This is a genomic window from Stenotrophomonas maltophilia, assembly GCF_025642255.1.
Classification (GTDB): domain Bacteria; phylum Pseudomonadota; class Gammaproteobacteria; order Xanthomonadales; family Xanthomonadaceae; genus Stenotrophomonas; species Stenotrophomonas maltophilia_P.
In genome coordinates this window covers 1,806,366-1,818,803 of the sequence record NZ_CP106759.1, presented here as the reverse complement: position 1 = coordinate 1,818,803, position 12,438 = coordinate 1,806,366, and the positions used below count along the sequence as shown (strand labels likewise).

The 12,438-nt window shown below is 68.2% G+C and carries 12 protein-coding genes; 6 read left to right on the top strand and 6 right to left on the bottom strand.

The genetic code is table 11. The features are described 5' to 3' along the window. Positions 1-2: 2 nt before the first annotated feature. The 4 genes from N8888_RS08475 (at position 3) to yeiP (ending at position 2,783) form a co-directional block, all read left to right on the top strand. A complete protein-coding gene (locus tag N8888_RS08475) occupies positions 3-404 on the top strand; it encodes a VOC family protein (RefSeq protein WP_263178091.1) in 402 nt (133 codons plus the stop codon). After that, on the top strand, positions 401-1,294 hold the full coding sequence (locus tag N8888_RS08470) for a hydroxymethylglutaryl-CoA lyase (RefSeq protein ID WP_065175602.1): 894 nt from the start codon (positions 401-403) through the stop codon (positions 1,292-1,294). Before N8888_RS08475 ends, N8888_RS08470 begins: the two co-directional genes overlap by 4 nt. Positions 1,295-1,397: 103 nt before the next feature. Further along, the gene (locus N8888_RS08465; RefSeq protein ID WP_128988706.1) at positions 1,398-2,168 is read left to right on the top strand and encodes an SDR family oxidoreductase; all 771 of its coding nucleotides are present in this window, start codon (positions 1,398-1,400) and stop codon (positions 2,166-2,168) included. 48 nt (positions 2,169-2,216) lie between these two features. Further along, entirely contained in the window at positions 2,217-2,783 is a 567-nt protein-coding gene (gene yeiP, locus N8888_RS08460; protein ID WP_005409468.1) for an elongation factor P-like protein YeiP, read from the top strand. Between the two features lie 53 nt (positions 2,784-2,836). On the opposite strand, the gene N8888_RS08455 is transcribed toward yeiP, so the two are convergent. The 4 genes from N8888_RS08455 to N8888_RS08440 all read right to left on the bottom strand — a co-directional run bounded on the left by N8888_RS08455 (position 2,837) and on the right by N8888_RS08440 (position 8,326). After that, positions 2,837-3,535 carry an MliC family protein gene (locus N8888_RS08455; RefSeq protein ID WP_197571289.1) on the bottom strand — a complete coding sequence of 233 codons (699 nt, stop codon included), beginning with the start codon at positions 3,533-3,535 and terminating at the stop codon, positions 2,837-2,839. Positions 3,536-3,618: 83 nt separating this feature from the next. Next, positions 3,619-4,011 carry a nuclear transport factor 2 family protein gene (locus N8888_RS08450; RefSeq protein ID WP_197571288.1) on the bottom strand — a complete coding sequence of 131 codons (393 nt, stop codon included), beginning with the start codon at positions 4,009-4,011 and terminating at the stop codon, positions 3,619-3,621. After that, positions 3,998-7,141, bottom strand: coding sequence for a multidrug efflux RND transporter permease subunit (locus N8888_RS08445; RefSeq protein ID WP_263178078.1), 3,144 nt, complete (start codon positions 7,139-7,141; stop codon positions 3,998-4,000). The genes N8888_RS08450 and N8888_RS08445 overlap by 14 nt, the downstream gene beginning before the upstream one ends. Positions 7,142-7,177: 36 nt before the next feature. Further along, complete coding sequence (locus tag N8888_RS08440; RefSeq protein WP_253118752.1) at positions 7,178-8,326, bottom strand: efflux RND transporter periplasmic adaptor subunit; 1,149 nt, start codon at positions 8,324-8,326, stop codon at positions 7,178-7,180. A gap of 129 nt (positions 8,327-8,455) precedes the next feature. On the opposite strand from N8888_RS08440, the gene N8888_RS08435 reads away from it, so the two are divergent. Together N8888_RS08435 and N8888_RS08430 are read left to right on the top strand one after the other, a co-directional pair. Continuing rightward, positions 8,456-9,172, top strand: a complete 717-nt coding sequence (locus N8888_RS08435; RefSeq protein WP_196769946.1) for a response regulator — start codon at positions 8,456-8,458, stop codon at positions 9,170-9,172. Then, positions 9,172-10,239: an ATP-binding protein gene (locus N8888_RS08430; RefSeq protein ID WP_065175596.1), complete on the top strand. Its 1,068-nt coding sequence runs from the start codon at positions 9,172-9,174 to the stop codon at positions 10,237-10,239. Before N8888_RS08435 ends, N8888_RS08430 begins: the two co-directional genes overlap by 1 nt. On the opposite strand, the gene N8888_RS08425 is transcribed toward N8888_RS08430, so the two are convergent. Both N8888_RS08425 and N8888_RS08420 read right to left on the bottom strand, forming a co-directional pair. Then, positions 10,217-11,971 (bottom strand): DUF7844 domain-containing protein, encoded by a 1,755-nt coding sequence (locus N8888_RS08425; protein ID WP_263178372.1) that lies wholly within the window; start codon positions 11,969-11,971, stop codon positions 10,217-10,219. The two genes, N8888_RS08430 and N8888_RS08425, sit on opposite strands and share 23 nt — an antisense overlap. 145 nt (positions 11,972-12,116) lie before the next feature. Then, on the bottom strand, positions 12,117-12,416 hold the full coding sequence (locus tag N8888_RS08420; RefSeq protein WP_053519503.1) for a DUF2388 domain-containing protein: 300 nt from the start codon (positions 12,414-12,416) through the stop codon (positions 12,117-12,119). Positions 12,417-12,438: the final 22 nt, after the last annotated feature.

Below are 12,438 nucleotides of genomic sequence, written 5' to 3'. Positions count from 1 at the left end.
ACATGCTCGATCATCTTGGTTTGACCAGCGCCAACCTGGCGCGCAGCAGGGCGTTCTTCAGCCAGGCACTGGCCCCACTGCAGATCGGCGTGGTGATGGAAGTCACCGCGGAGCAGACCGGCACCCATGACCAGGTCGGCTTCGGCCGCGATGGCAAGCCGTTCTTCTGGATCGGCAATGGCGGCAGCGTCAGCCATGGCGTGCACGTCGCCTTCGCCTGTACCGACCGCGCGCAGGTGGACGCGTTCCATGCCGCCGCCCTGGCCGCCGGAGGACGCGACAATGGTGCTCCCGGCGTACGTCCCTGGTATCACCCGAACTACTACGCCGCCTTCGTGCTCGACCCGGACGGCAACAACATCGAGGCGGTCTGCCAGCGCCCCGCTGCGGAGACGGAGGCATGAGCGACTACGTCCGCATCGTCGAGGTCGGCCCGCGGGACGGGCTGCAGAACGAAAAGCAACCGGTCTCTACGGCCGACAAGATCGAGCTGATCAACCGCCTGTCGGCCACCGGCCTGCGCAGCATCGAAGCGACCAGTTTCGTCAGCCCGAAGTGGGTGCCGCAGCTGGCGGATGCCGCTGAGGTCTATGCCGGCATCCAGCGCCGGCCCGGCATCCACTATCCAGTGCTGGTACCGAATGAACAGGGCTACGAGCGGGCGCTCGCGGTCGGCGTGGAGGAAGTGGCGGTGTTCACGGCCGCCTCCGAGGCGTTCAACCGCACCAACACCAACGCCGGCATCGACGAGTCGCTGGCCCGCTTCGAGCCGATCCTGCGCCGCGCCGCCGCCGATGGCGTACGGGTACGCGGCTATGTCTCCACCGTGCTGGGGTGTCCCTACCAGGGCGAGGTCCCCCTGGCCGATGTGGTGCGGGTGGCGCGCGCCCTGCACCAGATGGGCTGCTATGAGATCTCGCTGGGCGACACGATCGGCGTCGGCACGCCGCGCAAGGCGCGGGCGATGCTGCAGGCAGTCGCCACGGAGATCCCGATGAGCGCGCTGGCCGTGCACTTCCATGACACCTACGGGCAGGCCATTGCCAACATCGCCACCTGCCTGGAAGAAGGCGTGCGCGTGGTCGACAGCGCCGTCTCCGGCGCGGGCGGCTGCCCTTACGCGAAAGGCGCCAGCGGCAACGTCGCCAGCGAGGACGTGGTCTATCTGCTGCAGGGCCTTGGCCTGGACAGCGGGGTGGACCTGCCGGCGCTGGCGGAAACCGGTCGTTGGCTGGCCGGCCTGCTCGGGCGTGCGACCGCCAGCCGCACCGGCCAGGCCCTCGCGGCCGTCTGATCCATCAGGGCGCGTCGCCCGGGCTCCGGGCGGCGCGGTGCACAACGGCAGCGGTCGTGGCTTCCGTTAGAATCGGCGGTTCTCGAACCTGCAGGACCGTGCAATGCAGCTGTCTTCCGTACGTGCCGTGATCACCGGCGGCGTTTCCGGCCTTGGCCTGGCCGTGGCCGAGCACCTCGTCGCCCAAGGCGGCAAGGTGGCCCTGTTCGACCTCAACGACGACAAAGGCAGCGCCGCCGTCGCCGCGCTGGGTGCCGACAACGCCCGCTATTTCAACGTCAACGTCAGTGATGAAGCTGCCGTGGCGGCGGCCATCGACCAGGCCCACGATTTCCTCGGCGGCCTCAACGTGGCGATGAACTGCGCCGGCATCCTCGGCGCGGGCCGTGTGCTCGGCAAGGAAGGCCCGATGCCGCTGGCCGGCTTCCAGGGCACGGTGATGGTCAACCTGGTCGGCAGCTTCAACGTGGCCAAGGCCGCCGCCAACCGCATGCAGCACAACGAGGCCGGCGCCGATGGCGAACGCGGTGTCATCATCAACACCGCCAGCATCGCCGCCTATGAGGGCCAGATCGGCCAGGCCGCGTACGCCGCCAGCAAGGGCGGTGTGGTGTCGATGACGCTGCCGATGGCCCGCGAGCTCTCGCGCTTCGGCATCCGCGTCAACACCATCGCCCCGGGCGTGTTCTGGACACCGATGGTCGATGGCATGCCCGAAGCCGTACAGCAGTCGCTTGCCGCCTCGATCCCGTTCCCGTCGCGGCTGGGCAAGCCGGAGGATTTCGCCAGCCTGGTCGGCTTCATCCTCGGCAACACCTACCTCAATGGCGAGACCATCCGCCTGGACGGCGCTACCCGCCTCGCTCCGAAGTGATTCCCCCGGGCGCCGGGACGGCGTCCACCCCCAACGACCCAGATCACCATGAAAGCCAACGACATCAAGAAGGGCAACGTCGTCGAGTACAACAACGGCGTCTACCAGATCCGCGACATCGAGCGCAGCTCCCCGCAGGGCCGGGGTGGCAACGTCCGCTTCCGCTTCATCATGTACAGCGTGCCGGGCGGCAACAAGCTCGATGCCAGCTTCGATGCCGACGACAATCTGGTCGAGGTCGAACTGCTGCGCCGCCAGTCCACCTATTCGTACAAGGATGGCGATGCATTCGTCTTCCTCGATGACGAGGACTACACCCCCTACACCCTGGATGCGGACGTCATCGGCGACGACGCCGGCTACATCACCGATGGCCTGACCGGCATCTACGTGCAGGTGATCGACGAGCAGCCGGTGGCCATCCAGTTGCCGGCCTCGGTGGTGCTGGAAGTGATCGAGACCCCGCCGGAACTGAAGGGCGGCACCGCCACCAAGCGTCCCAAGCCGGCCAAGCTCAATACCGGTATCGAGATCATGGTGCCGGAGTACATCGTCAATGGCGAACGCGTGCTGGTGAACACTGCCACCGGCGAGTTCGCAGGCCGCGCGGACTGAGCTGACCGCACGCGCCTGGCAGAGCCGAGCCCCGCTCGGCTCTGCCGACCAACTTACGGCTGCCTGGCGCCGAAATTGCCACACCCATGGTACTGGCGCGTGCCGACGGTCAGCATCGCCTTCGCCTCGAACGGCTCCCCACTCATGTCGTCCGTGCACGTCGTGCGCTGGAAGGTGAGCTTGATGTCGGTACCGTCCGCGGCCTTGCCACTCCACCCGTCGGCTCCCTCGTTGGGTGCGCCCACGTCGAAGTGCCGCTGGCCATAATCGACCTGCACCTGCAGGCCCGGCGTGTCACCGTCGACCACCGCCAGCCAGCCCGGTTCGTTGCCGGTCGCCCTGAACGCGGCAGCACCGGCACGGCCGTCGCCTTCCGTGGCCTCCACCGCGCGGCACTCGCGGTCCGCTTCGCCCTTCAGGCTGAGCAGCCCGTCATCGTGGCCCTTCGTCCAGAAACTGTTGCCCTGCCCGTCGCCGTACTTCGCCCCCGAAGCAGCACGCTCGGAGGTCATGGCGAACGTGCGATCCCCGATCACCACGGTGGCTGCGTCCTCGCCGTTGAACGTCGCACGCACGGCCAGATCGCCACACTGATAGGCCGTCTGGCTGGCGGTCGAGTTCGTGGACAGCGGCTGCGGCTCCGGCGGCGCCGGGTCAGCCGTGCCACCTGCTGCGGCAGGCGGCGTCGATGGCTGGCAGGCCGCCAGCACCAGGGCCAGCGAAGCCGTCGACAGACTGGAAACTACACGCATGACTCGACTCCTTGTCGACCGTACTTAAGATAACCACCCTATCATCCGGCGATGAGCCGGCGCTGAAACCGATGTGATCGCGTTCACGCCGCGAGCACCGTCATCGACAGCAGCTGCGCGCCCTCCCCGCCGGAACTACAGGCCCAGACCCGCAACAGACGCATCCGCAATGCCTGCTCCTGCCCGTGCCGGACGACCACCATCTGCACCGGGCTGGACAGCAGCGCCAGCCGACCGCACAGCAGGGTGTCCACCGCCTGCAGATGCAGCGCCCGCACCTGCAGGTGCCCGCCCAACCAGTCATCCAGCCAGGGCAGATCAAACAGACGCCCGCCATCGCCATCCATCATGAACATCGCCGGCGACAACAGCAGCGACAGTGCCTGCCGATCACCCTCGATCAGGGCCTGGCACAGGCGCCGTTCCAGCGCCTTCAGCTGTACGTCGTGCAGCGTTTGACCGTTATCCGTTCCCATCCACAGATCCTTCCGGCAGTGGCCGGCGCCTGCGCAGGCGCCGCGCGATCCGTTGCCGCACCCCCTGCACCACCACATAGAACACCGGCACGAAGAACACCGCGAGCACGGTCGCGCTGACCATGCCACCGAACACACCAGTACCGATTGCCTGCTGTGTTTCCTTCGAGGCACCCTGCGCCACCATCAGGGGCACCACGCCGAGCGCGAACGCCAGCGACGTCATCACGATGGGCCGCAGGCGCAGGCGCGCTGCCTCCACGGCCGCTTCCACCAGCCCGCGTCCCTGCTGCTGCAGCTGTCGCGCGAACTCGACGATCAGGATCGCGTTCTTCGCCGACAGGCCGATCACCGTGATCATGCCGACCTTGAAGAAAACGTCGTTGGGCATGCCCCGCAGCAGCACCGCCGCTACGGCTCCCAGCAGGCCCAGCGGCACCACCAGCATCACCGCCATTGGTATGGACCAGCTCTCGTACAGCGCCGCCAGGACCAGGAACACCACCAGCATCGACAGCAGCAGCAACCACGGGGCCTGCGCGCCGGACTCGCGCTCCTGCAGCGACTGACTGGTCCACTGCAGTGCGAAGCCCGCCGGCAGCTGCCGGGCCAGGCGCTCCATCTCGTCCATCGCCTGCCCGGTGGAAACGCCCGACGCGGGCGCGCCGGACAGATTCAATGCCGGGAAGCCGAGATAGCGCTGCAGCTGCAGGGGCGCTTCCGTCCACTGCGGATCGACCAGCTCCGACAGCGCCACCATGCCCCCTTCGCTGTTGCGGACATACAGCTTGAGCACGTCGCCCAGCTCCATCCGATACGGCGCATCGGCCTGGACGATGACCTGCTGCAGCCGTCCCTTGTTCGGAAAGTCGTTGACGTATTGCGAGCCCATTGCCGCCGACAGCGTTCCGCTGATCTCGCTGAACGCCACGCCCATCGCCTCGGCCTTGGCGCGATCGATGTCAAGCCGGACGCTGGTACCTGCGGGCATTCCATCGGCATGCACATCGGACAGCAGTGTGCTGGCCTGGGCCAGCTGCAGCAGCTGCTGGAGGGCAGCGCGCAGCTCGGCCTGGGTCTGCCCGGTCCGCGCCTGCAGCGCCAGCGAGAAGCCTGACGAGCGGCCGAGGCTGTCGATGGCCGGCGGCATCACGCTCATGACTTCGCCCTCGACCAGCGTCGACATCGCCTTCCGTACCGCCTCCACCTCGCCGGCAGCCGTCGCACCGGCACGCTCCCCCCAATCCTTCAGCATCGTGTAGGCCAGTGCAGCACTCGGCCCCGAGCCGGAGAAGCTGTACCCGAGGATCGACTGGTTGGATGCAACGCCGGGGCGCGAGGCCACGTGACGTTCGTACGCTTCAACGACGGCAAGCGTGCGCTCGGCGGTCGCCTCGGCCGGCAGCTGGATCGAGGTCATGAAGTACCCCTGGTCCTCCTCCGGCAGGAATGCCCCGGGCAACCCGTTCAGGCCCAGCAGAAGCGCTGCCACCAGTGCGACGAACACCCCCATCACGCGCCCGCTTCGCTGCAGCACAGCGGCCACGCCACGCTGGTAGCGGCCGGTCATCCGCTCGAAGCCGCGGTTGAAGGCGCCGAACAGGCCACTGCGGCCATGATGCCCGCGTGTACTTCCGCGCAGCAGCGTGGCGCACAGTGCAGGCGTGAGGCTGAGCGCCAGCAGTGCGGAGAACAGGATCGATACCGACATCGCGACGGTGAACTGACGGTAGATCGCGCCTACCGAACCACTGGCGAACGCCATCGGAATGAACACCGCGGTCAGTACCAGGGTGATGCCGATTACCGCGCCGGTCAGTTCGCGCATTGCCTTGATCGTCGCCTCGCGGGGTGGCAACCCCTCCTCGGCCATGATCCGTTCCACGCCTTCGACCACCACGATCGCATCATCGACGATGATGCCGATCGCCAGCACCATGCCGAACATGGTGAGGACGTTGATCGAGAACCCCAGCGCCAGCATCGCCGCGAACGTACCCAGCAGCGCAATCGGCGCGACCATGGCAGGTATCAGCGTATAGCGCCAGTTCTGCAGGAACAGGTACATCACCGCGAACACCAGCAGCATGGCCTCCAGCAGTGTCTGCACTACTTTGCGGATCGAGATGCTGACGAAGGGTGCGGTATCAAACGGAATGCTCGCCTCGACACCACGCGGCAGCAGCGGCGCCAGCTCGGCCATCCTTTCGCGCACCGCTGCCGCAGTGCGTACGGCGTTCGCTCCGGGCCGCAGCTGGACGCCCGCCGCCGTCGCAGGCTGACCATCCTCTCGGGTACCCCAGGCGTAGCTCTGCGCCCCCAGTTCGACCCGGGCGACGTCACCCAGCAGTACCCGCGAGCCATCCGCCCGCGCACGCAGCACGATCGAAGCGAACTGCGCGGGCGTGGACAGCTGGCCATCGGCGGTCAGCGGCACGGTCAGGCGCTGGCCGGGCAGACCGGGGGAGTCGCCGATGCGACCCGGTGCGATCTCCAGGTTCTGCTGCTCGATGGCGCTGGCAACGTCACCGATGGTCAGGCCGTACCCGGTCAGCCGCGTGGGATCGAGCCAGACGCGCATCGCCTGCTCCGCGCCGAACAGCTGCACGCGCCCGACACCGTCGATGCGGCGCAGTTCCTCGATGATGTTGCGCGCCATGAAGTCACCCAGCGCGGCCTCGCTGACGCTGGCATCCGGCGAACGCAGGCCGACCAGCATCAGGAAACCGGAATCGGCCGCCTCCACGTACAGCCCGTTCTGGCGCACGCTGCGCGGCAACCGCGGCTCGATCGCCTTGATCCGGTTCTGCACATCGACCTGGGCCAGTTCGGGGTTGGTTCCCGGCTGGAAGGTCGCCGTGATCGACGCCTCCCCGGAGGTATCCACCGACGATTCGAAGTACAGCAGGTGCTTGACGCTGGACAGTTCGCGCTCGATCAGCGCGACCACCGCATCGTTCAATGTCTGCGGGCTTGCGCCTGGATAGCTCGCATAGATGCTGACACTGGGCGGAGCGACTGCCGGGTAACGCTCCACGGCCAACCGCGGAATCGCCAGGACACCGGCAAGGATGATGAAGATCGCCAGCACCCAGGCGAACACCGGGCGATCGATGAAGAAACGTGCCATGTTGGATTTTCCTGGATCGGCCGGGTCCTGGCGGACTCAGCCCTGACGACCTGACGGTGCAGCCCCGGCAATGGCGACGGGCCGTGACCAGTCGTGCATCTGGACCACCACGCCCTCCTGCAGGCGCTCCTGGCCTTCGACGACCACCTTCTCGCCCGCCTTCAGGCCATGCCGGACCAGCCACTGCCGATCCACGCTGCCATCGATCTCCAGCGTGCGGATCACCGCCTTGCCGTCACTGCCGACCACCCAGGCGTAGGCCTGACCACCGGCACTGCGCAGTACGGCCTGCTGCGGCAGAACCAGCGCACTGGACGGAGCACCGCGCGGCACTCTTGCCCGTACGTACATTCCGGGCAGCAGCTGGCGCTGCGGGTTGTTCACCAGGATGCGCAGCATCACATCGCCCGTACGCGCATCGACGCTGATGCCGGAGAACAGCAGCTCGCCACGTTCCGACAAAGGCCGGCCCGCCGGGCCGATGATCGCCACCGACGACTGTCCACCGCTCGCGGCGCTGCGCTGCAGCGACTCCAGCTGGGACGCAGGCTGGCGAACATCCACGTAGACCTGGTCGATCTGCTGCACCACCGCCATCGGCTCGGCATCGGCCACGCCGACCAGCGCTCCCTCGGTCACCCATGCCTGATCGACGCGTCCGCTGATCGGCGCGCTGACCGTCGCATAGCGCAGGTCCAGCTGGCGGCGGGCAAGAATCGCCCGGGCTTCATTCACCGCGGCGCGCGCCTGCTCGTACTCGGCGCTGGCGTCGTCGCGATGCTGCTGGCTGACGGCCTGCGCCGCCGCCAGGGCGTGCAGCCGCTGCGACTGCACACGGCTGCGGGCAAGCGCCGCCTCGCTGCGCTGCAGGGCCGCCAGCGCCGAATCGACGTCCGCACGGAAGGCCGCCGGATCGATCTGGAACAACGCCTGCCCGGCGGTGACTTCGGCCCCCTGCTCGAACAGGCGACGCTGCACGATGCCGCCGACCTGCGCACGGATCTGTGCGGTACGCACGGCCGTCACGCGGCCCGGCAGCTCATCGTCGCGCTGCACGACCTGTGGGCCGACGGTGACCACACTCACGCGCGGTGCGGGTTCGGGGCTGGCTTCGGGCGAGGAACAGGCCGTCATGGCCAAGGCGAGGACCGCGATCAACGCGGCCGGGGTCCTGAAGGTTCTCATTGCTGTGCACAATGCCGCAGGCGCGGCGGATAGGTCATGAAGCGCGCAGTCTGCGCGGCGATGATGGGGTTTCGATGGAGGAAGTGTGGAGATACGATGGAGGCAAGCACCTTATGGCCTGATCCACGCATGCACGCCTCCACTGCCCTCGCCGCCCTGGTCCTGATCGTGGAGGACGAGGCCGAGATCGCCGACATCCTCACTGCCTATCTTGAACGTGAGGGCCTGCGCACCCTGCGCGCCGGCGACGGCCACAGTGCACTGGACCTGCACCGCAACATGCGTCCGGACCTGGTCCTGCTGGATGTACAACTGCCGCGGCTGGACGGATGGAGCGTGCTGAGCCAGCTGCGCCAGCGCGGGGAAACGCCGGTGATCATGCTGACCGCGCTCGACCAGGACCTGGACAAGCTGACCGCGCTGCGCATGGGCGCCGACGACTACGTGGTCAAGCCGTTCAACCCGGCCGAGGTGGCTGCGCGCGTGCGCGCGGTGCTGCGGCGGACGCTCAGATCCTCACGCGTGGATGCACCGGCGGCACTGCGCATCGGGCAGCTGCTGATCGATCCGGCAACCCATGCCGTGCATGTGGAAGGCGATGGCTACAGCCATGAAGTCCTGCTGACGCTGACCGAGTTCAAGCTGCTGCACTGCATGGCTCTGGCACCGACCCGCATCTTCAGCCGCAGCGAACTGATGCATGAATGCCTGCCTGAGAGTGAAGCGCTGGAGCGCACGGTCGACAGCCATGTCAGCAAGCTGCGCCGCAAGCTGGACGACGTGGGCATGGTCAACATCCCGGGCAGCGTGCGCGGCGTCGGTTACCGCCTGATGGCCGACCGCTGATGCGCCGGTCCGGGCTCAGCCGGCACATCGTCGTCTCGATGTCGCTGATGGTGATCGGCGTCATCGTGATGATGATCCTCTCGTCCTGGCTGCTGTATGCGGTGCTGGTCGAGTTTTCGCCGGCCAGTACGGTCGAGCCGGAGAGCTGGCTGCCCACCGGTCCCGAACTGGCCTGGATGGTCGGTGTCATCCTGACCGGGCTGGCCCTTGCGATCGCCGCATCGTTCCGCCTCGCCCACCGTATCCTGTCCCCGTTGAATTCGCTGGTCGACAGCGTGCGCGCGCTGGCCAGCGGCGACCTGGGCGCACGCGCCAGCGCCGACGGCAACTCTCCCGGCGAGGTCGCCGCGCTGGTCGACGACTTCAACGCGATGGCGCGCCGCCTGCAGCACATGGAAAGCGAACGGATGATGTGGCACGCCGCCATCGCCCACGAACTGCGCACGCCGGTAACCATCCTGCGTGGTCGCCTGCAGGGCCTGGCCGAAGGCGTGTTCCACCCCGACGAATCGCAGTTCCGCAGCCTGCTGGCGCAGGTGGAAGGGCTGTCGCGGCTGATCGAGGATCTGCGCGTGCTGAGCCTGGCGGACAACGCCCGGCTGGACGTGCGCCGCGCCCGCACCGATGTGGTGGCCGAGGTGCACTCGGTGATGACCCTGGTCGATCCCCAGTTCCGCGCGGCCGGCTTCGTGCTGGAACTGGAGACCAGCCGCGAGGAGCACAACGCCCACTGCGATCCGACCCGCCTGCGGCAGGCGCTTCTTGCGTTGCTGGAGAACGCACGGCGCTACGCCAGCCCGGGCCGGGTGCGGATCGCCGTGCATGACACCCCGGGACACGTGCAGGTTTCCATCGAGGATGAGGGCCCCGGCATCGATCCGGCACTGCACGCGGACATCTTCAGCCCCTTCATGCGCGCCGACGGTTCACGTTCGCGCCAGGGCGGTGGCAGCGGCCTGGGCCTGGCCGTGGTCAAGGCCATTGCCGATGCACATGGCGGAAAGGTCTACTGCGCGCCCGGTGGCAGCGGCGGCAGCCGCTTCGTCATCGAACTGCCGCGTCAGTAGGCGTCGCCTGCCGTCGCAGACGCTCACCCAGCGCCGCCAGGTTCGCGTCGATGTCATCGAGTTCCCCCCGCTGCGACGCCGGCAGCTGCTGTCGCAGCTGCATGCGCAGGGTCCGCCATGCCGGCACCGCCTGGGCGCTGGCCAGCGCAACGCGGTCGGCCAGCAGTACCTGCTCCTCAGGCAGCGGCAAGCCGTAGCCGCCGTCCGCCAGCAGCTCCCCGGGACGCAGCCACTGCCCGCTCAGGTCCAGCAGTTCACGCAGGCTCTGTGCCTCAGCGCTCTCCGGCGCCGCCAGCAGACCGCGCTTCAGCACGTCACGCGCGCGCAGCTCCGCGCGTCGCTGCGCGGCCTGTTCCAGCAGCAGCAGGCCAGCACTCGCGCGCAGATCACCCTGCAGCAGCCAGGGGCCGCGTTCGCGCGCGGGCAGCTTCAGCCATGCGCGCACGTCGCGCGCGGGCAAGGCGAGCTGGGTGGCAGCCACCGAAAAAAGCTGCTGGTAATGATCACGCGCGGAGGCGAAGTAATACCCCTGGGCCTGCGCACCCGCCCGATCCGCCAGGACCTGGTCGTCCAGAACATGCAGCCGTGCCAGCCGACGCCGCAGTCCCCGCGGGGTGAGCTGGGCGAGCCCGGCCTGGCCGAGCCGAGGCACGCCGGCCTGCAGCAGTTTCGCAGTCTCCACCGCGCAGTTGTTGCTGACGAAGTAGTAGCGTCCGTCATAGGTCCAATGCACCTGCGCGGTGCGTTCCAGCAGGCTGGCGATTTCTTCGCGCTGCAGGCGCAGGGGCAGCGACTGCAGGCCACGCAGCTCGACCTTGGTGTATTCATCCACCACCTGCTGCAGCGGCAGCACGAACAAGCGCGACGGATAGTCGCCGGTCAGGCCACGCCAGTTGGAAATCTGCACATCACCCACGAACGCGCGGAAGGACAGTACGCGGTGATGTTCGAGATCCAGTCGGCACGCCGGTCCCGGCGTCCGGCCCGGCCGGCAGATGACCAGCCGCAGCATGCTGTGGCCCCAGCGGCTCATCGGCTGCCGGCTGCCTTCAGCAAACAGGTAGTCCACCGCATAGACGCGCGCGGGATCCAGCTGCAGCAACGAGGCTGCCCCCTCCTCCGCTTCGGCCTGCAGCAATGGGAGGGTTGCCTCACAGTGCGGGCGTGGCAGCGATGGCGGCGTGCCGAAATGCGCCCGGTACCACTGCGCCAGGGCTGGACGGCGGCAGGCGAACGCACCATCGAGCACGAAATGCTCGGCATTCACTGCCAGGTACTCGGCCGCATCCGTCAGCTCGTAGGGATCCGGGCTGCGGTCACGGAAATCATTGTCACCGCGGCCCAGATGCCACGGCCTGCGCTGCCAGCCGGACAGATCGCGCCAGCGCGCGCTGCGCGACCAGCCTGCACCGTTGCGGTCGGCAACGTGGGCCAGTTCGTGCACCAGCGCGCTGCGTCGCGCGCGGCGGGCGCCGGGCACGTCCTCATCCAGCAGGTCGCGACGCAGCGACACGCGTACGCCAAAGGCCCGACCGTGCACATCGGCCGGCAGGGCCTCACTCCAGCGCACCTGCACCTGCGGCGGCAACGCGCGCAGCAGCCCCTCGGGCAGCAGCGACTGCACGTCGGCCAGGGTCTGCCGGGCCAGCCGTTGTTGTGTTGGGTCCAGGCCTGCGGGGTCCAGCTGCAGGCGGTCGGTCGCATGCGCCACCGGTATCGCCAGCCACGCCAATGCGATACCCCATCCTGCATGCAGGGCACGCTTGGACAGCGCCGGGTCGCGGCCGGCATCTGCTGCTGCCCGCGTACGCAAGACGTTCAGCCGTGCATCGGCCGGCGCCACGGCAAACGAAACCGCGGGCGGCATGCGGTCCGGATCAACGCGCCAGCAGGGCGCGCGCCAGTTCCAGATCGCTCTGCTGCTGCGCGGCAGCGTCCTGCTCGCGCAGATGGACCAGCGCGGCCTGCAGGCGCGCGCCACGGATCTGGCCGTCGCTGGCGACAAAGGCCGCGGCATCATCGCGCGCTGCGCGCACGACCTTGTCGTCACCCGAGCTGCTGCCCGACGAGCCGGACGATGCACCGGTTGCCGAACCGGCCGAGGTGCCGGCGAAGCTGGAAGCGAAGCCGGCCAGCGGCAGGGACAGCAGGGCAATCAGCAGGAACGGTCGGATCATCGGTCGAAGGCCGGTTGAAGGA